We start from the raw sequence: 23,388 nt of genomic DNA, 5'->3' as shown, positions 1-23,388 counted from the left end.
CGCACGCTATACACTTGCGGGCATGACCGACAACCCTCCCGCATCGCGCGCCGGCGACGTGATCGATTTCGGCTTCCGCCAGGTGCCGAAGGACGCGAAGAAACCGCTGGTCCGCGCCGTGTTCGACAGCGTGGCCCCGCGCTACGACCTCATGAACGACCTGATGAGCCTGGGCATCCACCGCGCCTGGAAGCGGGTCTTCATCACCGCGCTGGATCCGCGCCCGCGCCGCAGCCTGCTCGATCTCGCCGGCGGCACCGGCGACATCAGCTTCGGCTGGCTGGCCGGCGGCGGCGGCCCGGCGATCCTGTCGGACATCAACGCCGCCATGCTGTCTGTCGGCCGCGACCGCGCGCTCGCCCGCGGTTTCGCCGCCGGCCTGTCCTTCCTGGCCGCCGACGCCGAGCGCCTGCCGCTGCCGGACCGCTCGGTGGACACCGTGTCCATGGCGTTCGGCCTGCGCAACTGCACCGACAAGCCGGCGGTGCTGGCCGAGGCGCGGCGGGTGCTGAAGCCCGGCGGCCGCTTCCTGTGCCTGGAGTTCAGCCGGGTGCAGGTGGCGGCCCTGGTGCCGCTCTACGATGCCTGGTCGTTCCAGGTGCTGCCGCGCCTGGGCCAGGCCATCGCCGGCGACGCCGACAGCTACCAGTACCTGGCGGAGAGCATCCGCATGTTCCCCGACCAGGAGACGCTGGCCGCCATGATGCGTGATGCCGGCCTGTCGCAGGTGCGGGTGCGCAACCTCTCCGGCGGCATCGCCGCGATCCATAGCGGGTGGCGGCTGTGAACCTCTCGGGCAAGCGCGTCCTGCTGATCGTCTCCGGCGGCATCGCCGCCTACAAGGCGCTGGAGCTGATCCGCCTGCTGCGCAAGGCCGGCTGCGCCGTCAGCTGCGTGCTGACCGCCGGCGGCGCCCAGTTCGTGACCCCCCTGTCGCTGCAGGCGCTCAGCGAGGAGCGGGTCTACACCGACCTGTTCTCGCTGACCGACGAGAGCGAGATGGGCCATATCCAGCTCTCGCGCAGCGCCGACCTGGTGGTGGTTGCGCCGGCCAGCGCCGACATCCTGGCCAAGATGGCCGCGGGCCTCGCCGACGACCTTGCCAGCACGCTGCTGCTGGCCACCGACAAGGCGGTGCTGGTGGCCCCCGCGATGAACGTGCGCATGTGGACCCACGCCGCCACGCACGCGAACATGGCCACGCTGGCCGCGCGCGGCGTGCGCGTGGTCGGGCCCGACGAGGGCGCCATGGCCTGCAACGAGTTCGGCCCCGGCCGGCTGGCCGAGCCGCCCGTCATCCTGGCCGCCATCGAGGCCATGCTGTCCGGCCCGAAGCCGCTCGCGGGCCGGCACGCGCTGGTCACCAGCGGCCCCACCCACGAGCCGATCGACCCGGTGCGCTACATCGCCAACCGCAGCAGCGGCCGGCAGGGCCACGCCATCGCCGCCGCCCTGGCCGGCCTGGGCGCACGGGTCACGCTGGTCAGCGGCCCGGTGTCCATCCCCACGCCCGCCGGCGTGGCGCTGCGTGCGGTCGAGACGGCGCAGCAGATGCTGGAAGCCTGCGCCGCCGCCCTGCCGGCCGACGTGGCCGTGTTCGCCGCCGCCGTCGCCGACTGGCGGGTGGCGCATGCGGCGGAGCTGAAGCTGAAGAAAACGCCCGGCGGCGCGCCGCCGCCGCTGGAGCTGGTGGCGAACCCGGACATCCTCGCGACCGTTTCGCGGCCCGGCCCGGCGCGGCCGCGCCTGGTGGTCGGCTTCGCCGCCGAGACCCACGAGCTGCGAAGCCATGCCGAGGACAAGCGCCGCCGCAAGGGCTGCGACTGGATCGTGGCCAACGACGTCAATCCCGCCACCGGCATCATGGGCGGATCGGAGAACGAGGTGCATCTGGTGACCGAGACGGGAATCGAGGACTGGCCGCGGCTCGGCAAGGACGCGGTGGCCGCGCGCCTCGCCGCCCGCATCGCGCAGGCGCTGGCATGAGCGTGCCCGTGACCGTCATGCGCCTGCCGCACGGCGCCGGGCTGCCTTTGCCATCCTACGCCACCGCGGGAGCGGCGGGCATGGACCTGCTGGCCGCCGTCGCCGCGCCCGTCACCATCCTGCCCGGCGGGCGGGCGCTGATCCCGACCGGCCTCGCGCTGGCGCTGCCGCCCGGCTACGAGCTGCAGGTCCGCCCGCGCTCGGGCCTTGCGCTCAAGCACGGCATCGTCCTGCCCAACAGCCCCGGCACCATCGACGAGGACTACCGCGGCGAGCTGCAGGTGATCGTGATGAACGCCGGCGACCAGCCGTTCACGGTCGAGCGCGGCATGCGCATCGCCCAGGCGGTGCTGGCGCCGGTGGTGCGGGTGGCCTGGCGCGAGGCCGCAACCCTGGACGAGACCGTGCGCGGCGCCAACGGCTTCGGCAGCACCGGCTCCGGCAAACCCGCACCTTAATGGAACTGCCACCTTCGGCCCGGTGACACGCGGGGGCGGCCTGGGCTAACACCGCCCCGCTGCCTGCAACCTCACGGACCTGCCGATGTCCAGCACCGCAACCACGGCCGGCATCGCGGTCCGGCGCCTGCCGAATATCTGGGACGTCGCCGCGCTGCTCTGCGTGGTGGGGGCGCTGGTGGCCGTGGCCAGCGCCGCGCGCGGCACCTTCGTGCCGCTGACGGCGCTGGAACAGGCGGCGATCGGCCTCGACCCCTGGCGCCTGCCGGAATACGCGCTGCGCACGACGATGCGCATGTTCGCGGCCCTGGCGGCCTCGCTGCTGTTCACCTTCACCTTCGCCCCGCTGGCCGCGAAGAGCCGCCGCGCCGGGCTGATCATGATCCCGCTGCTCGACATCCTGCAGTCGGTGCCGATCCTGGGCTTCCTGACCTTCACCACGGCGTTCTTCATGGGCCTGTTCCCCGGCCGCGTGCTGGGGCTGGAGCTGGCCGCCATCTTCGCCATCTTCACCAGCCAGGCCTGGAACATGGCGTTCAGCTTCTACCAGTCGCTGACCACCATCCCCGGCGATCTCGACGAGGCCAGCCGTGGCTTCCGGCTGACCGGGTGGCAGCGCTTCTGGCGCCTGGAGGTGCCCTTCGCCATGCCCGGCCTGGTGTGGAACACCATGCTGTCGATGTCCGCCGGCTGGTTCTTCGTGGTGGCGTCCGAGGCGATCACCCTGGGCGACAACAACTGGAAGCTGCCGGGCATCGGCTCCTACGTGGCGCTGGCGCTGGAGCAGAAGGACATCCATGCGGTGTTCTGGGCGATCCTGGCCATGCTGTTGGTGATCCTGGTCTACGACCAGCTGCTGTTCCGTCCGCTGGTCGCCTGGTCCGCCAAGTTCCGCTTCGAGACCACGGCCGGCGTCACCGCCGAGGACCCCTGGATGCTCGCCCTGCTGCGCCGCACCCATGTGCTGCGCGTGGCCGGCGAGGCGATGGGCCAGGCCTTCGGCACGGTCACCGGCCTGCCCTGGTCGCTGCCGAAGCGGGCCACCGCCCGCCCGCGCGCGCGCCGGCGGCTTGGCGACATCGTGTTCGGCGCCGTCGTCGTCGCCGTTGTCGCCTGGTCCGTGGGGAAGATCGTGGAGTACGTCGCCGAGGCGCTCAGCTGGGCCGATCTGGGCACGGCCATGCTGCTGGGCGCCATCACGCTGCTGCGCGTGGCCGTGCTGATGGTGCTGGCGGCCGCGATCTGGGTGCCCGTGGGCGTCTGGCTGGGGCTGCGGCCCGCCTGGGCGCGGCGGGTTCAGCCGGTCGCGCAGTTCCTGGCGGCGTTCCCGGCCAACCTGCTGTTTCCGCCCTTCGTCGTGCTGATCGTTGCCTTCCGTCTCACCCCGGACATCTGGCTCACGCCGCTGATGGTGCTGGGCACGCAGTGGTATATCCTGTTCAACGTCATTGCCGGCGCCGCTGCCTTCCCGGGCGACCTGCGCGAGGCGGCGGCGAATTTTCGCGTCGGCGGCCTGCTGTGGTGGCGCCGCGTCATCCTGCCGGGGATCCTGCCGTATTTCGTCACCGGCGCCATCACCGCCTCGGGCGGCTCGTGGAATGCCGCCATCGTCGCCGAGGTCGCGTCCTGGGGCGACACCAGGCTCGCGGCCCATGGCCTGGGTGCCTATATCGCCAACGCCACCGATGCCGGCAATTTCCACCAGGTGGTGCTGGGCGTCGTGGTCATGTCGCTCTACGTGCTGGCCTGCAACCGGCTGATCTGGCGGCCGCTCTACGCCTATGCCAGCCGCCGCGCCACGCCCGGCTGAAAGGGGATCCCGCGATGGACGCCACCGCCACCAAGCCCGCCCTGCTGGAGGTTCGCGCCTGCCGGCAGGCCTATCACAAGGAGAGCAACGCCGACCTGGTGGTGCTCGAGGACGTGAACATGTCGCTGCAGGCCGGCGAGATCGTCGGGCTGCTGGGACGCTCCGGCTCCGGCAAGTCCACCCTGCTGCGCATCGTCTCCGGCCTGCTGAGACCCACGTCCGGCGAGGTGCTGTGGCGCGGCGCCCCGGTGCAAGGCCCGGCCGAAGGGATCGCCATGGTGTTCCAGAGCTTCGCCCTGTTCCCCTGGCTGACCGTGCAGGAGAACGTGGAGCTCGGCCTGGAGGCGCAGGGCGTGCCCCGCGAGGAACGCGAGAAACGCGCCGAGGAGGCGATCGACCTGATCGGCCTGGGCGGCTACGAGAGCGCCTATCCGAAGGAACTGTCCGGCGGCATGCGCCAGCGCGTCGGGCTGGCCCGCGCCCTGGTCGTGCATCCCGGCCTGCTGCTGATGGACGAGCCGTTCAGCGCGCTGGACGTGCTCACCGCCGAGACGCTGCGCACCGACCTGATCGACCTGTGGATGGAGCGCAAGCTGCCGATCGAGTCGATCCTGATGGTGACCCACAACATCGAGGAGGCGGTGCTGATGTGCGACCGCATCCTGGTGTTCGCCTCCAACCCCGGCCGGGTCGCAAGCGAGCTGCGGGTGCCGTTCCGCCATCCGCGCAACCGCCTGGACCCGGCCTTCCGCCAGATGGTGGACGACATCTACGCGCTGATGACCCGCCGCGCGCCCAAGCCGGTGCCCAGCCTGCAGACCCTGGCCGACCGGTCCGGCTTCGCGACCAAGCTGCACCACGTGTCCACCAACGTGCTGGCCGGCCTGATCGAGACGTTGGCGGCACCGCCCTATGACGGCCGCGCCGACCTGCCCGCACTGGCCGCCTCGCTGCAGATGGAAGCCGACGAGCTGCTGCCGCTGGGCGAGGCGCTGCAGATCCTGCATTTCGGCGAGCTGGAGGAGGGCGACGTCCGCCTGAACGAGACCGGCCGGACCTTCGCGCTGGCCGACACCGATACGCGCAAGGCGCTGTTCGCGGCCGCCCTGCGCGCCCATGTGCCGCTGGTCAATGTCATCCGCCACACGCTGGAGGAGCGCTGGAACCACCGCGCCGCCGCCGTGCGCTTCCGCGACGAGCTGGAGGACCACATGTCCCCGGACTGGGCGGAGGAGACGCTGCACGCGATCATCAGCTGGGGCCGCTATGCCGAGCTGTTCAGCTACGATGAGGAGTCCGACCAGTTCATCCTGGAGGACATGGACGCCACTGCGTAACGAAACCGCTCAGCTACGGAACACACTTTTGCAACATGGCACGGCCCGGTATGGTGCGCCCATCGAATTGGGAGACTCAGCCATGCTCACACGCCGTAGCCTGCTCGTCGCCTCGACCGCCACGCCGTTCTTCTCCTATGCCGCGCTTGCCGAAACGCCGAAAGATATCATCGTCATCGGCAAGCAGATCGACGACATCATCAGCCTCGACCCGCAGGAGGCGTTCGAGTTCACCGGCGGCGAAGTGTGCGGCAACTGCTACCAGCGGCTGGTGGTGCCCGATCCCGCGAACCCCTCCAAGATCAAGGGCGAGCTGGCCGAGCGTTGGGAAGTGGCGCCGGACGGGCTGAGCTACACCTTCCACCTGAAGCGCGACGCGAAGTTCGCCTCCGGCAAGCCGGTCACCGCCGCGGACGCCGCGTTCTCGCTGCAGCGTGCGGTCAAGCTGAACAAGGCGCCGGCCTTCATCGTCAACCAGTTCGGCTTCACCAAGGACAACGTCGACGGCAAGATCGTCGCCGTCGACCCGTATACGCTGGTGCTGACGATCGCCGAGAAGCAGGCGCCGACCTTCCTGTTCTACTGCCTGTCCGCCACCGTCGGCAGCGTGGTGGAGAAGGCCGTGGTGATGGCCAATGCCCAGGGCGACGACCTCGGCAATGGCTGGCTGAAGACCAACAGCGCCGGCTCCGGCCCGTTCATGCTGCGCTCGTGGAAGGCCAGCGAGAGCGTGATCCTCGACCCGAACCCGAATGCCCGCGTGCCGGTCAAGCCGAAGCGGGTGATCCTGCGCCACATCGCCGACCCCGCGGCGCAGCTGCTGCAGCTGCAGAAGGGCGACATCGACATCGCCCGCGACCTGCAGGCCGACCAGATCAAGTCGGTGCAGGGCAACCCGGCCTTCAAGATCACTTCGGCCGCGCGCAGCTACATCATGTACATCGCCCTGAACCAGAAGCATCCGGAGCTGGCCAAGCCGCAGGTGCGCCAGGCGGTCAAGTGGGCGATCGACTACGCCGCCATCCAGAAGAACATCACGCCCACCTCCTGGGAGGTTCACCAGACCTTCCTGCCCAAGGGGTTCCCGGCGGCGATCGACGAGAATCCGTTCCACAAGGATCCCGCCAAGGCGAAGGCCCTGCTGGCCGAGGCCGGGCTGCCCAACGGGTTCGAGATCACGCTCGACCATGCCTCCAGCCAGCCGCAGGCCGACATCGCCCAGGCGCTCCAGGCCGATCTCGCGGCGGTGGGCATCAAGGTCGCTCTGCTCTCCGGCGAATCGCGCCAGGTCGTCACCAAGACCCGCGCGCGCCAGCATCAGATGGCGCTGGTCAGCTGGGGCTCGGACTATTTCGATCCGCACTCCAACGCGGAAACCTTCAACATAAACACCGACAACTCGGACAACGCGCGCAACCGCACGCTGGCCTGGCGCAGCGCCTGGCAGGACAAGGACCTGTCCGACCGCGCCGCCGCCAACGTGAAGGAGACCGACGGCGAGAAGCGCGTGATCGAGTACGAGAAGATGCAGCGCGACCACCAGGCCCGCAGCCCCTTCGTGCTGCTGCTGCAGTCCACGGAAATGGCGGTGATGCGCAAGGTGGTGGATGGCTTCGAGGTGGCGCCGATGTCCGCCCGGACCATCTACGAAAAGATCTCGAAGACCTGAGCGGCTTGGCGAAGGTCATAAGGCGTTGAGTAAGCGTAAGCGTCTGGGCACGCTGGCGGCGACTGCCGCCAGCGTGCCTATCACTTTGTTCGGCCTGGTCCTCGTCACCTTCCTGATCGGGCGGGTGATGCCGATCGACCCGGTGCTGGCGATCGTGGGCGACCGCGCGCCGATGGACGTGGTCGAACAGACCCGGCTGGAGCTTGGCCTGGACCGGCCGCTGCCGGTGCAGTTCGTGATCTATGTCGGCAAGCTGCTGCAGGGCGATCTCGGCCGCTCGGTGATGACCTCGCACACCGTCGGCGCGGACATCCGGCATTTCTTTCCGGCCACCCTGGAGCTGGCCACGGTGGCGATCCTCATCGCCGCCCTGATCGGCATCCCGCTGGGGGTGCTGGCCGCGGTGAAGCAGGGCACGCGCACCGACCATATCATCCGCGTGCTGTGCCTGGCCGGCCATTCGCTGCCGATCTTCGTGCTGGCGCTGCTGAGCCTGCTGGTCTTCTACGCGACGCTCGGCTGGGCCCCGGGGCCCGGCAGGCAGGACGTCGTGTTCGACGACATGGTGCCGGCGGTGACCAACCTGCTGACCGTCGATGCCCTGTTGGCCGGCGACTGGGAGGTGTTCCGCGACGCGGTGGCGCATCTGCTGCAGCCCGCCGGCGTGCTGGCCTATTTCAGCATGGCCTATATCGCGCGCATGACCCGCGCCTTCATGCTGGATTCATTGAGCGGCGAATACGTCATCACCGCCCGCGCCAAGGGCCTGTCCGCCGCGCGGGTGATCTGGAAACATGCCTTCGGCAACATCTCGGTGCGTCTGATCACGGTGCTGGCGCTGACCTATGCCGGGCTGCTGGAAGGCGCAGTGGTGACCGAAACCGTCTTTTCCTGGCCCGGGCTGGGCCTGTATTTGACCGTCTCGCTGCTGAATGCCGACATGAATGCGGTGCTGGGGGCCACGCTGGTCGTGGGCCTGACCTATCTCGCGCTGAACCTGTTCGCCGATGCGGCCTACCGGCTGATGGACCCGCGAGTGAAATGAGCACGACCACATTACGCGACTGGCTGCTGACCGACACGCCGTCGTCCCGCGCCCAGGCGGCCTGGGGACGGCGCTACCGGCTGTGGTGCGATTTCCGCGCCAATCCGCTGGCCATGGCCGGCCTCATCGTGACCGTGCTGCTGATCGCGGTCTCGCTGCTGGCCCCCTGGCTGGCGACGCACGACCCCGGTGCGCAGAACCTCGCCAACCGGCTGGCCAGGCCGTCGGCGGCGCACTGGCTGGGCACCGACGAGCTCGGCCGCGACATCTATTCGCGCGTGCTCTATGGCGGGCGGGTCACGCTCGGCATGGTGGTGGCCGTCGTGGTGCTGGTGGCCCCGCTGGGGCTGGCGGTCGGCTGCATCGCCGGCTATGTCGGCGGCGTCGCCGACCGCGTGCTGATGCGCGTGACCGACGTGTTCCTGGCCTTCCCACGCCTGATCCTGGCGCTGGCCTTCGTGGCCGCGATCAAGCCCGGCGTCACCAGCGCCATCGCCGCCATCGCGCTGACGGCATGGCCGCCCTACGCCCGCCTCGCGCGGGCGGAGACGATGATGATCCGCAGCAGCGACTACATCGCCGCCGTGCGGCTGACCGGCGCCGCCAAGGCGCGCATCATCCTGCGCCACGTGGCGCCGATGTGCCTGGGCAGCCTGATCGTGCGCGTGACCCTGGACATGAGCTCGATCATCCTCACCGCCGCCAGCCTGGGCTTCCTCGGCATGGGCGCGCAGCCGCCCTCGCCGGAATGGGGGGCGATGATCGCCACCGCCCGGCGCTTCATCCTGGACCAGTGGTGGGTGCCGACCATTCCCGGCATCGCCATCTTCGTGGCCTCGCTGGCCTTCAACCTGCTGGGGGACGGATTGCGCGACGTGCTCGACCCGAAACAGCGATGAGAAAGGGTCGGCGCTGATGCTGGTCGAAATCGAGAACCTGACGGTGTCGTTCCCGACGCCGCAGGGCATGAGCCACGCCGTGCGTGGCGTGTCGCTGACTTTGGGCGCCGAGAAGATGGGCATCGTCGGCGAATCCGGCTCCGGCAAGTCGCTCACCGCGCGCTCGATCCTGCGGCTGCTGCCCGAGAATGCCCGGATCGCCGCGGACAAGCTGACCTTCGACGGCATCGACGTGCTGCGCGCCCGCGAAGGCGCCATGCGCGCCATCCGCGGCAAGCGCGCCGGGCTCATCCTCCAGGACCCGAAATACTCGCTGAACCCGGTGATGACCGCCGGCGAGCAGATCGCCGAGGCCTGGCGCACCCATCGCAAGGGCAGCCGGCGCGAGGCGCTGTCCGCCGCCGTCGATCTGCTGGCGCAGGTGCAGATCCGCGACCCGCGGCGGGTGGCCGAAGCCTATCCGCACGAGCTGTCCGGCGGCATGGGACAGCGCGTGATGATCGCCATGATGCTCGCACCGGACCCGGAGATGCTGATCGCCGACGAGCCCACCAGTGCGCTCGACGCGACGGTGCAGGCCGAGATCCTGCGCCTGCTGGAGGATCTGGTGTCGCGCCGCGGCATGGCGCTGATCCTGATCAGCCACGACCTGCCGCTGGTGTCGCATTTCTGCGACCGGGTCCTGGTGATGTACGCCGGCCGCATCGTGGAAGAGCTGCGCGCCGGCGACCTCACCCATGCCCAACACGCCTACACGCGCGGCCTGCTGGACTGCCTGCCCACCCTGTCGCACCCCAAGCCGCGCCTGCCGGTGATGGTGCGCGACCCCGCGTGGCTGTCGTGAGGGCGGGCGCATGATCACCGTCGATGACCTGCGCGTGCGCTTCGGCGAGACCGAGGCGGTCAAGGGCGTGTCCTTCGCCGTGCCGGAAGGGTCGAGCTTCGGCATCGTGGGAGAGAGCGGCTCGGGCAAATCGACCGTGCTGCGGGCCCTGTCCGGGCTGAACGACGACTGGACCGGCCGCATGACCGTGAAGGGCCAGGTGCTGGCACCGAATCGCGGCAAGGATTTCTTCCGCCGCGTGCAGATGGTGTTCCAGGACCCCTACGGCTCGCTGCATCCGCGCCAGACCGTGGACCGCGCGCTCAGCGAGCCGCTGCTGGTGCATGGCATCGGCGATGCCGACGCGCGCATCGCCCGCGCGCTGGCCGAGGTGGCGCTGCCCCCCGCCGCCCGTTTCCGCTATCCGCACCAGCTTTCCGGCGGGCAGCGCCAGCGGGTCGCGATCGCGCGCGGGCTGATGGCCGAGCCGGAGGTGCTGCTGCTGGACGAGCCGACCAGCGCGCTCGACGTCTCGGTGCAGGCCGAGGTGCTGAACCTGCTGGCCGACCTGCAGCAGCGCCGCGGGCTGACCTACGTGATGGTCAGCCACAACCTCGCGGTCGTGGCCCATCTCTGCCCGATGATCGGGGTGATGCAGGGCGGCGAGATGGTCGAGATCCTCAGCGGCGAGGACCTGCGCGCCGGCCGCACCACGCACCCGCACACCACCGAGCTGCGCGCCTTGAGCACGGAGCTGGAGGAAGCCTAGATGCCCCCTGACACCGTGCGCGCCGGCAACCGGTTCTGGACGGATAGGGTCGCCATGCGCGACGGCGTGCGGCTGGCGACCGACGTGCATCTGCCGGACGGGCCCGGCCCGTTCCCGGTGATCCTGGAGCGCACGCCCTATGGCCGCAACCAGGCCAGCCGCAGCGAGGTGACCGCGGCCGATCCCACGCCGCTGCCGCGCAGCGATTTCGCCGCGCTGTTCACGGCGCATGGCTACGCCGTCGTCTATCAGGACAATCGCGGCCGCCACGGCTCGGAAGGCAAGTTCGTCAAATATCTCAGCGACGGCGAGGACGGGTTCGACGCCTGCGCCTGGATCACCGCCCAGCCCTGGTGCGACGGGCGCATCTGCACCATGGGCCTGTCCTATGCCGCGCATACCCAGGCGGCGCTGGGCTGCCTCGACCCGCCGGGGGTGGTGGCGCAGGTGCTGGATTCCGGCGGCTTCGCCAACGCCTGGACCGGCGGCATCCGCCAGTTCGGCGCGTTCGAGCTGAAGCAGGCCACCTGGGCGCACAAGCAGGCGATCCTGTCGCCGGAGGCCGAGGCCGATCCGGTGATGAAGGCGGCGCTGGAAGCCGAGGACATCTCCGCCTGGTTCACCCGCATGCCCTGGCAGCCCGGCCACTCGCCGCTGCGCCACCATCCCGACTACGAGGCCTATCTGTTCGACCAGTGGCGCCACGGCGCGTTCGACGAGTACTGGCAGCAGCTCGGCATCTGGGCGGAGGGCTATCACCACCGCTACAGCCGTGCGGACTGCGTGCACATGTCGTCGTGGTTCGACCCCTATCCGCTGACGGCGACCGGCAACTACATGGGCCTGAAGCGCGCCGGGCGCGGGCCGCAACGCCTGATCCTCGGCCCCTGGACGCATGGCGACCGCAGCCGCACCAGCTTCGGCGACGTGGAATTCGGGCCGGATGCCGCCATCGATTCCTGGGCCGGCGACTGGCGCCAGTACCGCCTGCGCCATTTCGACAGCGTCATCCACGGCACGCCCAATCCCGAACCGCCGGTGCGCGTCTTCGTCATGGGCGGCGGCAGCGGCCGGCGCAACGAAGCGGGCCGGCTCGAACACGGGGGGCGCTGGATCAGCCTGCCGGACTGGCCGGCGCCGCAGGCCGAGCGCGTGGCCTACCATCTGCACAATGATGGCCGGCTGGACCCCGCCGCCCCGGACGCCGGGGCCGTCCCGCTGTCCTATGACTTCGACCCGGCCCATCCGGTGCCCACCATCGGCGGCAACCTCACCAGCCTGGAGCCGGTGGCGCGCGCCGGCGCCTGGGACCAGGTGGAGAGCCCGGACTTCTTCGGCTGCACGCCGCCCTACCTGCCGCTGGCCAGCCGCGCGGACGTGCTGGCGTTCCAGACCGCGCCCCTGGCTGCCCCGGTGCAGGTCGTGGGGCCCATCGAGGCGGAGCTGTGGGTCGCCACCGACGGCCCCGACACCGATTTCACCGCCAAGCTGATCGACGTGCACCCGCCCAGCGCGGACTATCCGCGCGGATACGCGATGATCCTCACCGACGGCATCGTTCGCCTGCGCTACGCCGAAGACTGGGCGAAGCCGCGCCTGCGCGCGCCCGGCGAAGTGGTGAAGATCCGCGTCACCCTGTTCCCGACGGCCAACCTGTTCCTGGCCGGCCACCGCATCCGCCTCGACATCTCCTCCAGCAACTTCCCGAAATTCGACGTCAACCCGAACACCGGCGAGCCTGAAGGCCGGGCGCGGCGCAAGCGTATCGCCGTCAACACGGTGTTCGCCGATGCCGCCCGCCCGAGCTGTGTGCGGCTGCCGGTGCTGGCACTGTGACGGTCGGCCCCGCCACGTCCCCTTGATGGAGCGGCTGGACGCGTTCATGGCGCGGGCCAATGCGGCGTATTACGCCGCGCAGGACCCGTTCGCCGACTTCACCACCGCGCCGGAGATCAGCCAGGTCTTCGGCGAGCTGCTGGGGCTGTGGGCGGCGGTGATTTGGCAGGCGATGGGGTCACCTGACCCGGTGATCCTGGCCGAGGCAGGGCCGGGACGGGGCACCCTGATGGCGGATGCGCTGCGGGCGATCGGCCAGATGGCGCCGGGGTTCCGGGCGGCGCTGCGCCTGCACCTGGTGGAGACCTCGCCCCGGCTCAGGGCAGAACAGGCAACGCGGCTGCCGGGGGCGGTCTGGCACGAGGCGGTCGAGGCTCTCCCGCCGGGACCGCTGATCCTGCTCGCCAACGAGTTCCTCGATGCCCTGCCGATCCGCCAGTTCGTCCGCCGCGGCGCCGGCTGGACCGAGCGGCATGTGCAGGACGGCGCCTTCGTCGAACTGCCCGCCGCCGCGCCGGGCCTTGATGCGGGCGAGGGCGAGGTGGTGGAGCGCGGCGACGCGGCCCGCGCGCTGGCGGCGTCGCTGGGCGCACGGGTGGCCGAAACCGGGGGGGCGGTGCTGCTGCTGGATTACGGGCCGGCGGAAAGTGCGGCCGGCGACAGCCTGCAGGCGCTGCGGGAGCGCAAGCCGGTGGACCCGCTGGTGGCGCCGGGCACCGCCGACCTGACGGCGCATGTGGATTTCCAGGCGGTGGCAGAGGCCGCCCGGGCGGCCGGGGCCGCGGTGTACGGGCCGCTGCCGCAGGGACTGTTCCTGGCCCGGCTCGGCCTGTTCCAGCGCACCGGCATCCTTGCTCGCACCCAGCCCCCGGTCCGCGCGGCGGCGCTGCTGGACGCGGCACGGCGGCTGGCGGAGCCCGACCAGATGGGGCGGCTGTTCAAGGCGCTCGCGCTTTGCCACCCTGGGCTGCCGCCCCCACCCGGATTCGACGCATGAATTCCCCCCATTCCACGGCCGAGGCCGTCACCGCCGGCCTGCCGGTTCGCCACGGCTTCTTCACCCGCCGCGGCGGCGTGTCCGAGGGGCCGTTCGCCAGCCTCAATTGCAGCCTGTCCGGCCAGGACAGCCGCGACAACGTGCTCGCCAACCGCGCCTTGGCCGCGCGCAGCCTGGGCGCCGACCCTGCCTGCATGGTCGGCCTGACGCAGGTGCACGGGACGGAGGCGGTGCCCGTGGAGACCCCATGGGCCCCCGGTGCCGGCCCGCGCGCGGATGCCGCGGTGACGGACCGGCCGGGCCTCGCCCTGGGCATCGTCACCGCCGATTGCGCCCCGGTGCTGTTCGCCGACGCCACCGCCGGCGTCGTCGGCGCCGCCCATGCCGGCTGGCGCGGGGCGGTGGCGGGCGTGCTGGAGGCGACGCTGGCGGCGATGGCGGCACTGGGGGCCGACCCGGCGCGGGTGGTGGCGGCGGTGGGACCGTGCATCGGCCAGGACTCCTATGAAGTGGCGGCGGACCTGCGCGACGCGGTGTTGGCGCGCGACCCCGGCGACGCGCGATTCTTCGCCGCCGGCCGGCGGCCGGAGCGCTGGCAGTTCGACCTCGCGGGATATTGTGCGGCCCGGCTGCGCGCCGCCGGCGCAGGCACGGTCACGGTTTCGGGCCTGGACACCCTGGCCGAGGAGGCGCGGTTCTTCAGCCATCGCCGCCGCACGCTTGCCGGCGGCGGGCCGATCGGGCACCAGATATCCGTCATTGTGCTGTAGCTGGCGGGCCGATGCCCTACATGGTGTTCTTCATCTTCCTTATTCTGCTCTCGGCGCTGGTGAGCTGTGTTCTCTAGGCTGGCGCTGTTCCTGCTGCTGGGGCTGCTCGCCGGCTGCGGGTCGCTGCCGCGGCCGTTCGAGGGCAATCCCGGCGCCACGGCGCTGCGGCTGGCGCAGCCGCCGCCGGCGCGCCTTGCCGTCCCGGCGCCGGGGACGGCGTTCCTGACCGACGCCGCCAGCGACAGCCTGGCGCGCAACCTGGCCGCGGCGCTGGTGGACCAGGAGGTCCCCGCCGTCGCCGACGCGCCCGGACGCACCGACTGGCGGCTGATCATCACCGCTGAGACGCGCGGGGAGACCATCGTGCCGGGCTATACCGTGCAGGACCCGGCCGGGGTCGATCAGGGCGCCACCGAGGGCCTGCCGATCAGTGCGGCGTCCTGGGCGGCGGCGGCGCCGGCGACGCTGAAGCAGGCGGCCGCGGATGCCGCGCCGCGGGTGGCGTCGCTGCTGACCCATATCGAGGCGGCGCGGCGGCAGAGCGACCCGAACAGCCTGGTGAACCGGCCGGCGCGGGTGGCCTTCACCGGGGTGACGGGCGCGCCGGGTGACGGCAACCAGTCACTGACCCGGCAGATACGCGACCAGCTGTCGAAGCTCGGTCAGGTGCTGCAGGACACCGACCAGGGCGCCGATTTCACCCTCGTCGGCGAGGTGAAGACGGCGCCGATCGCCGGCGGGCAGATGCGCGTGGAGATCCAGTGGCTCGTGAAGGACGCCAGGGGCGCCGAGGCTGGCCGGGTGGTGCAGCTCAACGAGGTGCCGCGCGGCACGCTGGACGGCTACTGGGGCGACATCGCCCTGGTGGTGGCGCAGGAAGCGGCGGGCGGCGTGCGTGACGTGATCGTCAACCAGGGTGGCGCGAAGCGCTGATCTGCGTATTTGCGCACAGTTTCTTGATGAGGACGGGCCCCGCTTCATGGACAGGCGGACGGGGCGTTGCTAGAACGCCGGCGACCCGTTCGCCCCCCGTTGTCAGCCCGGCCCAGCGGTCCAGCCCTGCCATGCGCGGCAGCGCCACGGTTTCCGTCCCTGGGATCGTCTTTCCTGGATCGAATCCGATGAAGATCGTCGCCTGCAACAGCAACCGCCCCCTCGCCGAGGCGGTCGCCGCCGCGCTGAACCTGCCGCTGACCCGTGCCTCGGTCCGCCGCTTCGCCGATATGGAGGTGTTCGTGGAGATCCACGAGAACATCCGCGGCGAGGACGTGTTCGTGATCCAGTCCACCTCCTATCCGGCGAACGACAACCTGATGGAGCTGTTGATCACGCTGGACGCGCTGCGCCGCGCCTCGGCCCGGCGGGTGACGGCGGTGGTGCCGTATTTCGGCTACGCCCGGCAGGACCGCAAATCCGGCCCGCGCACGCCGATCAGCGCCAAGCTGGTGGCCAACCTGATCACCGAGGCGGGGGCCAACCGGGTGCTGACCATGGATCTGCATGCCGGGCAGATCCAGGGCTTCTTCGACATCCCCGTGGACAACCTGTACGCGGCGCCGCTGTACAGCCGCGACATCAAGGAGAACTACGACGGCCGCGACCTGATGATCGTCTCGCCCGACGTCGGCGGCGTGGTGCGCGCGCGCGCGATCGCGACCCGGCTGAACTGCGACCTCGCCATCATCGACAAGCGGCGCGAGCGCGCCGGCGTCTCCGAGGTGATGAACGTGATCGGCGACGTCTCCGGCCGCGACTGCATCCTGGTGGACGACATCGTCGATTCCGGCGGCACGCTGTGCAACGCCGCGGCGGCGCTGATCGCCAACGGCGCCAAGTCGGCCAGCGTGTACGTGACCCACGGCGTGCTGTCCGGCGGCGCCGTCGCGCGCATCGCGTCGAGCCCGATCGAGATGCTGACCATCACCGACAGCATCCTGGCCACCGAGGCGGTGCGGCTTGCCAGCAACATCCGCCAGACTACGATCGCCCCGCTGCTGGCCGAGGCCATGCGGCGGATCAGCGACGAAAGCTCGGTCAGCTCGCTGTTCGATTGATCCGCGTACCAACAAAGAGGGAAGCCATGAACAAGCTGTACTACTCGCCGGGCGCCTGCTCGGTCGGCATCCATGTGCTGCTGGAAGAGATCGGCAAGCCCTACGAGGCGGTGCTGACCAACCTGCGCGAGGGCGCGCAATTCAAGCCCGAGTTCATCGCGTTGAACCCGAAGTCGAAGGTGCCGACGCTGCAGCGCGACGACGGCTCGGCGCTGACCGAGTTCCCGGCTATCGCCTACTGGCTGGCCACCACCAACCCCGACAAGAAGCTGTTGCCCGCCGACACCGAGGCCCAGGCGCGGGCGCTGGAGGCGATGGACTACGTGGTGAGCACCATGCACATGCAGGGCTTCTCGCGCATGTTCCGCCCCAGCAACTTCGCCCCGAGCGAGGCCGACCATGAGGCGGTGAAGGCCCGCGGCAAGGAGATCTTCGAGAAGGGCCTGGCGGTGATGGAAAAGGCGATGGCCGGCAAGGACTACGTCGCCGGCAGCTTCTCGGTCGCCGACGCGGCGCTGTTCTATGTGGAGTTCTGGTGGGCCGACCGCCTGGGCCAGAAGCTGCCGGCCAATCTTGCGGCGCATTATGCCCGCATGAAGGCCCGCCCGGCGGTGGCCGCCGTGCTCAAGAAGGAAGGACTCGCCGCCTGATCACGCTCGCCGCAAGCCTGACGCCGCTCGCGTTCTGGTTCCTTCGCCACGGCGAGACGGACTGGAACGCGCAGGGGCTGTCACAGGGCAACGTCGATATTCCGCTGAACGCGACCGGGCGGGCGCAGGCCCTCTCGGCCGCGGACATGCTGCGCCACCGCGGCATCGCCGCCATCGTCGCCTCGCCGCTGTCGCGCGCCTACGATACCGCGCTGGCGGCCGCTTCGGTGCTGGGCCTGCCGGTCGAGGTCGACGACGGCCTGCGCGAGGTGTCGTTCGGCGCGCAGGAAGGCCAGCCGATGTCGCAATGGTTCAGCGACTGGGTGGCCGGCACTTTCACGCCGCCCGACGCCGAGAGCTTCGCCGCACTGCGCGCCCGCGCCGTGGCGGCGGTGAACCGCGCGCTGGCGCGGCCCGCGCCGGTGCTGGTGGTGGCGCACGGCGCGCTGTTCCGCGCGCTGCGGGCCGAGATGGGCCTGGAGCCGAACGTGCGCACGCCGAACGCCATGCCGCTCTTCTGCGAACCCGGCCGTCCCTGGAGCCTGACGCCGGCGGTTCAGCCGGTCGCGTAAGGAAACGGCCGACCTTCACGGTTCGGCCGCGGCCCGGCCCGGCAGCACGAAGCGGCGATAGACGGCGCCCAGCCCGATCAGGATCAGGCCCAGGGCCAGGAACGACAGCACCCGCCACAGCCCGGCGAGGTCGGCCATGTCCACCAGGAACACTTTCGCGGCCGCCACGCCGATGATCGCGAGGCCCGCCAGGCGCAACGCCCGGCCGCCGTTGCGGATGCCCAGCGCCATCAGCCCGGCGCCATAGGCCAGCCACGCGCCCGACCACGCCCACAGTTCGGCGTCTTCCACCGGGCTTTCGTCCAGCGACAGCGCATCACCGTGGAACAGGGCGCGGATTTCCAGCCCGATCCAGGCAAAGCCGGCCAGGATGGCGTAGAGGCCGAGCACCGCCGGAACCGACGCCGGCAGCGTCGCGCGGTCGCGCAAGGCGAGGGCGGCGAGCAGCCCGGGCAGCAGGTAGGCCAGTGCCAGCGCCGCGCTGCCGGCGGATGCGCCGGTGAAGGCGGGGTTGACCAGCAGCAGCAACGCTGCCCCCACGAGCGCCAGCCCGCCCTGGATCTGCCAGCCCGCCCGCAGGACCGGGCGGCCGGTGCGGCGGGCAAGGGCGCGCAGGGCGGTGGCCTGCAGGCCGAGCGCGCTGACATGCAATGCCGCCTCCAGGAACGAGCCCGGTTCGCGGAGGCCGCCGGAACTGGCCCAGTGGCGGATTTCCAGCGCCACCAGAACGGTCGCGAAGGCGACGGCGCCGGCTTCCAGCACGGCGACCGTGAGGTCGTCGCCCCGGCGGCGGAACAGGATGGCGGCGGCGGCGAAGGCGGCGGCGGGCACCCCATAGGCGGCGAGCAGACCGTTCGCCACCGGGGTCGAGCCGTACTGGTAGTCGAGCACGTACCAGTTCAGCAGCAGCCGGACCAGCACCAGGGCGGCGACGGCCAGCGCCACCCGGCGCAGTGGCGGCAGGTCGGCCCGCGCCTCGATCCAGGCCAGTGGCGGCAGGAACAGCGCCACCGCCAGGGTCAGCCAATGGTCGTGCAGCAGGATGGCGCAACCCAGGGCGAGTGCCGCGACGGCACCGGCGGCGTGGGCGCCGGCGCGCGGGCGTGCCTGCTCCCGCGCAGCACGGGCCGCGGCGCCAACCAGCCCGGCGGTCAGCGCCAGGGCGGCGAAGGCCCAGGCGATGTCCGGCTGGAAGCGCGCCACCTGGGCATAGGTGACGGCCAGGGTCAGCACCGGCACCGCGGCGGCCAGCGCCGCCCAGTGCAGCGGGTTCGCCGCGCGGCGTTCCAGATACAGCCCGGCGGCGGCGAGGAAACCGGCGACGACGGCGGCGGCGGTCAGCAGCGGGCGGATCGCTTCGGGCGCCCAGGGACCGGGCAGCACCGCCTGCACCACGCCCTCGACGGTGATGGCCTCGCCGCCCGGCTGCCAGTCCGGCAGGGCCCACAGCAGCAGCGCCAGCAGGAACAGCAGCGCGGCGAGCCAGGGCAGCCGGTCGAGCCGCGGCTCGGTGGCGCCCTTGGCCACCGCCAACGGGGCCAGCAGCATGACGCCGATGCGCGGGGCCATGCCGGGGGCGATGGCTTCCAGCAGCAGGCCGGTGGCGCCGAGCGTGGCGAAGGGCACCCAGGACAAGCGCCGGCCGACCGGGTGGTCGAGGGCGGCGGGCGGCAGCAAAGCGAGGTTCAGCGCCGCGGCGGCGGGCACGAACAGCGCCGGCGCCCAGGCATCGGCGGCCGTGGCGGCAAGGGCGGCCAGGAACACCCAGGCGGCGCCGGCCACGGTGGCGGCCCAGCCGAGCCAGGTCCAGGCGCTGGAACGGACCACCGCGAGGGACACGGCCGTCACCGCCAGCAGGTAGCCGAACAGTCCGGGCAGCGACGGCGTGTCGGTCTGCACCAGCGCCGGGGTGACGAAGGCGCCGGCGACGCCGACGGCGGCGGCGAGCTGGCCGTAGCGCAACGAGGCCAGCAGCCCGGCCATCGCTGCTCCGGCCAGCAGCACGAAGCCCGCCAGCGGCGGCACCAGCGCGTAGAACGGCCCGGCGCCGTAGGCCGCGCCGAACAGGATGGCGACGCCGCCGGCGGCGAGGCCCGCCGGCGCCTGGTCGATCGGGACTGCGCCCGCCGCTTCGGCGGCGGGCCGGCGGCCGAGCCATTCGGCCGCGGCGATCAGGGCCGCACCCAGCACTGCCGCCAGGGCGCAGCGTTCCGGCGGGCCGAGCAGCCCCTCGTCCACCGCGTAGCGGATCAGGAACACGCCGGCCATCAGCAGGGCGGCCGCACCGAGCCACACGCCCCAGCGCAGAGTCAGCAGCGCCTCGATGTCGCGCTTGGGTTTGGCGGCGGACGCCGGCGCTTCCGGTTCGGGCGCGGCCGGCGTCGGACCGGGGATGGGCGGCTGCGCCCAGGGCGAGGCTTGCGGGAGTTTTGGCGCAGCCGCGGGCGTCGGACCCAGGGCCTGCCGCAGCGCGCGCAGCTCCGCCAGGGCCCGGTTGGCCTTGAAGAAGCCGACGATCCCCAGCACGTAGCCGCCGATGAGGGCCAGGACCAGCAGGAGTGGCAGCAGGATTTCCATAGCGAAATGAGGCCCGCATGGCTGCCGGACGGTCAAGGAATTTGCGCGCGACGCCGCTTGTTGCTACATCCCGGCCGCGCCGGCACCCCTGGAGGCCGGCGTTTCCAGTTCAGGAGCGAACCATGGCCAAATTCGTGTCGATCGAGGCCGAGGCGCGCGAGCGTGCAGGTAAGGGGGCAGCACGCGCGACTCGCCGGCAGGGCAAGGTGCCCGCCGTAATCTATGGCGCCAAGCAGACGCCGACCCTTATCGCGCTCGACCCGCGCCTGGTGCTGCGCGAGATCCAGCGCAGTGGCTGGCGGTCCCGCCTGTACGAGATCAAGGTGGGCGCGGAGACCACGCGCGCGCTGATCCGCGACGTGCAGCTGCATCCGGTTTCCGACAAGCCCGAGCATGTGGACTTCCAGCGCTTTGCGCCCGGCGAGAAGATCCGCGTGGCCGTGACCGTGATGTTCCACAACGAAGCTACCAGCGTCGGCCTCAAGCGCGGCGGCGTGCTGAACGTCGTGCGCCACTCGGTCGAGTGCTATTGCGACCCCGAGAAGGTGCCCGAGCATTTCGAAGCCGACCTCGCGTCGCTCGACATCAACGACAACGTCCGCTGGTCCGACCTGAAGGGCACCGAGGACACGCGCCCGACCATCCTGGACCGCGACTTCGTGATCGCCACGGTGGCCGCGCCGACCAAGATGGCCGAGCCGGCAGCCGAAGCCGGCGCTGCCGCGGCGGCACCGGCCGCGCCCGCCAAGGCCCCGGCGAAGGCGAACGCGAAGAAGTAACGCCGTCCGGCCGGGAGCGTCCGGATGAAGCTGTGGGTCGGCCTTGGCAATCCCGAGCCGGGGATGGCGAGGCAGCGGCACAATATCGGCTTCATGGCGATCGACGTGATTGCGCACCGCCACGGGTTCAGCCCGTGGCGGCAGCGTTTCAAGGGCCTGGTCGCCGATGGCAGCATTGGCGGCGTGAAGGTGCTGGCGCTCAAGCCGATGACCTACATGAACGCCTCGGGCGAGAGCGTTCAGGCGGCCGCGTCATTCTTCAAGCTGCCGGTCGAGGCGATCACCGCGTTCCATGACGAGCTGGACCTCGCCCCCGGCAAGATGCGGGTGAAGCGCGGCGGCGGGGCGGCGGGGCATAACGGCCTGCGCAGCATGGACCGGATGCTGGGCAGCCCCGAGTACTGGCGGGTGCGGCTGGGCATCGGCCACCCCGGCACCAAGGAACGCGTCACCGGGCATGTCCTGGGCGATTTCGCCAAGGTGGACCGGGACTGGCTGATCGCCCTGCTGGATGCGGTGGCGGACGAGGCTGCGCTGCTGGCGGCGGGCCGGGCCGAGGACTTCATGACCAAGGTCGCATTGCTGACACGGGATACGAAGTAGATGGGTTTCAACTGCGGCATCGTGGGCCTGCCCAATGTGGGCAAGAGCACCCTGTTCAACGCGCTGACGGCCACCGCGTCCGCGCAGGCGGCGAATTATCCGTTCTGCACGATCGAGCCGAACGTGGGCCGGGTGGCGGTGCCCGACCCGCGGCTGGAGGCACTGACGAAGATCGGCAAGTCGCAGAAGACCGTGCCGACCAGCCTGGAATTCGTGGACATCGCCGGCCTGGTGCGCGGCGCCTCCAAGGGCGAGGGCCTGGGCAACCAGTTCCTGGCCAATATCCGCGAAGTGGACGCCATCATCCACGTGCTGCGCTGCTTCGAGGACACCGATGTCGCGCATGTCGAGGGCAGCGTCGATCCGATCCGCGATGCCGAGACGGTCGAGACCGAGCTGATGCTGGCCGACCTTGAAAGCCTGGAGAAGCGCCTGATCGCCGCCCAGAAGAAGGCCCGCGGCGGCGACAAGGAGAGCATCGCCCAGGTGGCGCTGATGGAGCCGATCGTGGCGGCACTCACCGCCGGCCGCCCGGCGCGCACCGCCATCCCGCCCGAGCAGGCGGAGGCGGCGCGGCGGCTGCAGCTGCTGACCAGCAAGCCCGTGCTGTATGTCTGCAACGTCGAGGAAGCCGCGGCCGCCACCGGCAACGCGTACTCCGCCCGCGTGGCCGAGCGGGCCCGTGCCGAGGGCGCCCGCCACGTGATCGTCTCCGCCGCCATCGAGGCCGAGGTCAGCCAGTTGCCGGAGGAAGACCGCCGCGAGTTCCTCGAAGGGCTGGGGCTGGAGGATAGCGGGCTGGATCGGGTGATCCGCGCCGGCTACGGGCTGCTGGGGCTGATCACCTATTTCACCTGCGGCCCGAAGGAAGCGCGCGCCTGGACCATCGTGAACGGCACCAAGGCGCCGCAGGCCGCCGCGGTGATCCACAAGGACTTCGAGCGCGGCTTCATCGCCTGCGAGACCATCGCCTATGACGACTACGTCGCCTGCAAGGGCGACGTGGGCGCCAAGGAAGCCGGCAAGATGCGCGTCGAGGGCAAGGACTACGCGGTGAAGGACGGCGACGTCCTGCTGTTCCGCTTCAACGTCTGATCAATCGAACGTCTGATCAACGGGCCGCGCCCGGCTCCGCCGGCACCTTCTTCGCCTTGGCGGCGGCGGGGGTGGCGGGCGAACGCACCGCGTCGTGGTACTCGCGGTTCGGCATCATGTCGGTCGCCGAGGCCATGCGGTTCGACAGGTTGAAGAACGCCACCGTCTCCGCAAGGTCGAACAGGTCCTCGTTGCCGAGGCCATGGGCGCGCAGCGCGTCGCGGTCGGCGTCACCGATCAGATGCGGCGTGGTCGTCATCTTCCAGGCGAAATCCAGCATCGCCCGCTGCCGCGCATCGAGCTTCGCCACCCGGTAGTTCAGCGCCATCATCTCGCCCAGCTCGGGATCGCCGGACAGCATCCGCACCGCCGCCCCATGCGCCACCAGGCAGTAGTAGCAGCGGTTGGCCGAGGACACGACGACCGCCACCATCTCGCGCTCGAGCTTCGACAGGCCCGACGGCGACAGCATGATCTCGTTGTACATGGCCATGAAGTTGCGCAGGCGCTGCGGCCGCAGGCTGTAGGTGGAATAGACGTTGGGCACGAAGCCCAGCTTCTCCACGCATTTCGCCCAGATCGCCTTGAGGTCGTCGTCCAGCGTGCCGGCATCGGGAACGCCGAGGACGGAGATGTGGTCGGGCTGCGGCATGGGGTTC

Annotated in this window: 22 protein-coding genes; 20 read left to right on the top strand and 2 right to left on the bottom strand. The window is 70.9% G+C overall.

Going from position 1 to position 23,388, the window contains the following annotated elements; all coding sequences use genetic code 11:
- The first annotated feature begins 22 nt into the window (after positions 1-22).
- From OL599_RS15835 to OL599_RS15755, 17 genes are all read left to right on the top strand, one after another.
- Positions 23-787 carry a class I SAM-dependent methyltransferase gene (locus OL599_RS15835; RefSeq protein ID WP_264714787.1) on the top strand — a complete coding sequence of 255 codons (765 nt, stop codon included), beginning with the start codon at positions 23-25 and terminating at the stop codon, positions 785-787.
- Positions 775-1,986, top strand: a complete 1,212-nt coding sequence (gene coaBC / locus OL599_RS15830; RefSeq protein ID WP_264714786.1) for a bifunctional phosphopantothenoylcysteine decarboxylase/phosphopantothenate--cysteine ligase CoaBC — start codon at positions 775-777, stop codon at positions 1,984-1,986. Before OL599_RS15835 ends, coaBC begins: the two co-directional genes overlap by 13 nt.
- A complete protein-coding gene (dut, locus tag OL599_RS15825; protein WP_264714785.1) occupies positions 1,983-2,444 on the top strand; it encodes a dUTP diphosphatase in 462 nt (153 codons plus the stop codon). The genes coaBC and dut overlap by 4 nt, the downstream gene beginning before the upstream one ends.
- An 85-nt stretch (positions 2,445-2,529) precedes the next feature.
- A complete protein-coding gene (locus OL599_RS15820; RefSeq protein ID WP_264714784.1) occupies positions 2,530-4,254 on the top strand; it encodes an ABC transporter permease in 1,725 nt (574 codons plus the stop codon).
- Between the two features lie 14 nt (positions 4,255-4,268).
- Complete coding sequence (locus OL599_RS15815; protein WP_264714783.1) at positions 4,269-5,591, top strand: ABC transporter ATP-binding protein; 1,323 nt, start codon at positions 4,269-4,271, stop codon at positions 5,589-5,591.
- A gap of 82 nt (positions 5,592-5,673) precedes the next feature.
- The gene (locus tag OL599_RS15810) at positions 5,674-7,260 is read left to right on the top strand and encodes an ABC transporter substrate-binding protein (protein WP_264714782.1); all 1,587 of its coding nucleotides are present in this window, start codon (positions 5,674-5,676) and stop codon (positions 7,258-7,260) included.
- Positions 7,261-7,333: 73 nt separating this feature from the next.
- Positions 7,334-8,305 (top strand): ABC transporter permease, encoded by a 972-nt coding sequence (locus OL599_RS15805; RefSeq protein ID WP_347403213.1) that lies wholly within the window; start codon positions 7,334-7,336, stop codon positions 8,303-8,305.
- Positions 8,302-9,204: an ABC transporter permease gene (locus OL599_RS15800; RefSeq protein WP_264714781.1), complete on the top strand. Its 903-nt coding sequence runs from the start codon at positions 8,302-8,304 to the stop codon at positions 9,202-9,204. The genes OL599_RS15805 and OL599_RS15800 overlap by 4 nt, the downstream gene beginning before the upstream one ends.
- Before the next feature lie 16 nt (positions 9,205-9,220).
- Positions 9,221-10,048 carry an ABC transporter ATP-binding protein gene (locus OL599_RS15795; protein WP_264714780.1) on the top strand — a complete coding sequence of 276 codons (828 nt, stop codon included), beginning with the start codon at positions 9,221-9,223 and terminating at the stop codon, positions 10,046-10,048.
- A gap of 10 nt (positions 10,049-10,058) precedes the next feature.
- Positions 10,059-10,796 (top strand): ABC transporter ATP-binding protein, encoded by a 738-nt coding sequence (locus tag OL599_RS15790; protein WP_264714779.1) that lies wholly within the window; start codon positions 10,059-10,061, stop codon positions 10,794-10,796.
- Positions 10,797-12,632: a CocE/NonD family hydrolase gene (locus OL599_RS15785; RefSeq protein WP_264714778.1), complete on the top strand. Its 1,836-nt coding sequence runs from the start codon at positions 10,797-10,799 to the stop codon at positions 12,630-12,632.
- Positions 12,633-12,657: 25 nt separating this feature from the next.
- Positions 12,658-13,629: a class I SAM-dependent methyltransferase gene (locus OL599_RS15780; RefSeq protein WP_264714777.1), complete on the top strand. Its 972-nt coding sequence runs from the start codon at positions 12,658-12,660 to the stop codon at positions 13,627-13,629.
- A complete protein-coding gene (gene pgeF, locus OL599_RS15775) occupies positions 13,626-14,399 on the top strand; it encodes a peptidoglycan editing factor PgeF (protein ID WP_264714776.1) in 774 nt (257 codons plus the stop codon). Before OL599_RS15780 ends, pgeF begins: the two co-directional genes overlap by 4 nt.
- 66 nt (positions 14,400-14,465) lie before the next feature.
- The gene (locus OL599_RS15770; protein WP_264714775.1) at positions 14,466-15,332 is read left to right on the top strand and encodes a hypothetical protein; all 867 of its coding nucleotides are present in this window, start codon (positions 14,466-14,468) and stop codon (positions 15,330-15,332) included.
- Positions 15,333-15,520: 188 nt separating this feature from the next.
- Positions 15,521-16,453, top strand: a complete 933-nt coding sequence (locus OL599_RS15765; RefSeq protein ID WP_264714774.1) for a ribose-phosphate pyrophosphokinase — start codon at positions 15,521-15,523, stop codon at positions 16,451-16,453.
- Positions 16,454-16,479: 26 nt separating this feature from the next.
- Positions 16,480-17,103 (top strand): glutathione S-transferase family protein, encoded by a 624-nt coding sequence (locus OL599_RS15760; protein WP_264714773.1) that lies wholly within the window; start codon positions 16,480-16,482, stop codon positions 17,101-17,103.
- The gene (locus OL599_RS15755; RefSeq protein ID WP_264714796.1) at positions 17,103-17,675 is read left to right on the top strand and encodes a histidine phosphatase family protein; all 573 of its coding nucleotides are present in this window, start codon (positions 17,103-17,105) and stop codon (positions 17,673-17,675) included. Before OL599_RS15760 ends, OL599_RS15755 begins: the two co-directional genes overlap by 1 nt.
- A 15-nt stretch (positions 17,676-17,690) precedes the next feature.
- On the opposite strand, the gene OL599_RS15750 is transcribed toward OL599_RS15755, so the two are convergent.
- Positions 17,691-20,252, bottom strand: a complete 2,562-nt coding sequence (locus OL599_RS15750) for a DUF2339 domain-containing protein (protein ID WP_264714772.1) — start codon at positions 20,250-20,252, stop codon at positions 17,691-17,693.
- A 122-nt stretch (positions 20,253-20,374) separates the two neighbouring features.
- Here OL599_RS15750 and OL599_RS15745 point away from each other — a divergent pair, with 122 nt between their 5' ends.
- Genes OL599_RS15745 through ychF form a run of 3 tightly spaced genes read left to right on the top strand, consistent with a single transcriptional unit; the run spans position 20,375 to position 22,729 of the window.
- Positions 20,375-21,031 carry a 50S ribosomal protein L25/general stress protein Ctc gene (locus tag OL599_RS15745; RefSeq protein ID WP_264714771.1) on the top strand — a complete coding sequence of 219 codons (657 nt, stop codon included), beginning with the start codon at positions 20,375-20,377 and terminating at the stop codon, positions 21,029-21,031.
- 24 nt (positions 21,032-21,055) lie between these two features.
- Positions 21,056-21,634, top strand: coding sequence for an aminoacyl-tRNA hydrolase (gene pth, locus OL599_RS15740; RefSeq protein WP_264714770.1), 579 nt, complete (start codon positions 21,056-21,058; stop codon positions 21,632-21,634).
- Positions 21,635-22,729, top strand: a complete 1,095-nt coding sequence (gene ychF / locus OL599_RS15735; RefSeq protein WP_264714769.1) for a redox-regulated ATPase YchF — start codon at positions 21,635-21,637, stop codon at positions 22,727-22,729.
- A gap of 16 nt (positions 22,730-22,745) precedes the next feature.
- Here the strand turns inward: ychF and OL599_RS15730 are convergent, their stop codons facing one another.
- Positions 22,746-23,381 carry a peroxidase-related enzyme gene (locus OL599_RS15730; protein ID WP_264714767.1) on the bottom strand — a complete coding sequence of 212 codons (636 nt, stop codon included), beginning with the start codon at positions 23,379-23,381 and terminating at the stop codon, positions 22,746-22,748.
- Positions 23,382-23,388 lie beyond the last annotated feature (7 nt).

Origin of the sequence: Limobrevibacterium gyesilva (genome assembly GCF_025989185.1) — a bacterium.
GTDB classification, from domain to species: Bacteria; Pseudomonadota; Alphaproteobacteria; order Acetobacterales; family Acetobacteraceae; genus Limobrevibacterium; species Limobrevibacterium gyesilva.
The sequence above is the reverse complement of the archived record's forward strand: the minus strand, read 5'-3'. Positions and strand labels throughout refer to the sequence as shown.

Bases quoted from the DNA above. Each gene is read 5' to 3' on its own strand.
- OL599_RS15835 (WP_264714787.1), top strand. From the start codon at position 23: ATGACCGACAACCCTCCCGCATCGCGCGCCGGCGACGTGATCGATTTC.
- dut (WP_264714785.1), top strand. From the start codon at position 1,983: ATGAGCGTGCCCGTGACCGTCATGCGCCTGCCGCACGGCGCCGGGCTG.
- OL599_RS15820 (WP_264714784.1), top strand. From the start codon at position 2,530: ATGTCCAGCACCGCAACCACGGCCGGCATCGCGGTCCGGCGCCTGCCG.
- OL599_RS15815 (WP_264714783.1), top strand. From the start codon at position 4,269: ATGGACGCCACCGCCACCAAGCCCGCCCTGCTGGAGGTTCGCGCCTGC.
- OL599_RS15810 (WP_264714782.1), top strand. From the start codon at position 5,674: ATGCTCACACGCCGTAGCCTGCTCGTCGCCTCGACCGCCACGCCGTTC.
- OL599_RS15800 (WP_264714781.1), top strand. From the start codon at position 8,302: ATGAGCACGACCACATTACGCGACTGGCTGCTGACCGACACGCCGTCG.
- OL599_RS15795 (WP_264714780.1), top strand. From the start codon at position 9,221: ATGCTGGTCGAAATCGAGAACCTGACGGTGTCGTTCCCGACGCCGCAG.
- OL599_RS15790 (WP_264714779.1), top strand. From the start codon at position 10,059: ATGATCACCGTCGATGACCTGCGCGTGCGCTTCGGCGAGACCGAGGCG.
- OL599_RS15785 (WP_264714778.1), top strand. From the start codon at position 10,797: ATGCCCCCTGACACCGTGCGCGCCGGCAACCGGTTCTGGACGGATAGG.
- OL599_RS15780 (WP_264714777.1), top strand. From the start codon at position 12,658: ATGGAGCGGCTGGACGCGTTCATGGCGCGGGCCAATGCGGCGTATTAC.
- pgeF (WP_264714776.1), top strand. From the start codon at position 13,626: ATGAATTCCCCCCATTCCACGGCCGAGGCCGTCACCGCCGGCCTGCCG.
- OL599_RS15765 (WP_264714774.1), top strand. From the start codon at position 15,521: ATGAAGATCGTCGCCTGCAACAGCAACCGCCCCCTCGCCGAGGCGGTC.
- OL599_RS15760 (WP_264714773.1), top strand. From the start codon at position 16,480: ATGAACAAGCTGTACTACTCGCCGGGCGCCTGCTCGGTCGGCATCCAT.
- OL599_RS15750 (WP_264714772.1), bottom strand. From the start codon at position 20,252: ATGGAAATCCTGCTGCCACTCCTGCTGGTCCTGGCCCTCATCGGCGGC.
- OL599_RS15745 (WP_264714771.1), top strand. From the start codon at position 20,375: ATGGCCAAATTCGTGTCGATCGAGGCCGAGGCGCGCGAGCGTGCAGGT.
- pth (WP_264714770.1), top strand. From the start codon at position 21,056: ATGAAGCTGTGGGTCGGCCTTGGCAATCCCGAGCCGGGGATGGCGAGG.
- ychF (WP_264714769.1), top strand. From the start codon at position 21,635: ATGGGTTTCAACTGCGGCATCGTGGGCCTGCCCAATGTGGGCAAGAGC.
- OL599_RS15730 (WP_264714767.1), bottom strand. From the start codon at position 23,381: ATGCCGCAGCCCGACCACATCTCCGTCCTCGGCGTTCCCGATGCCGGC.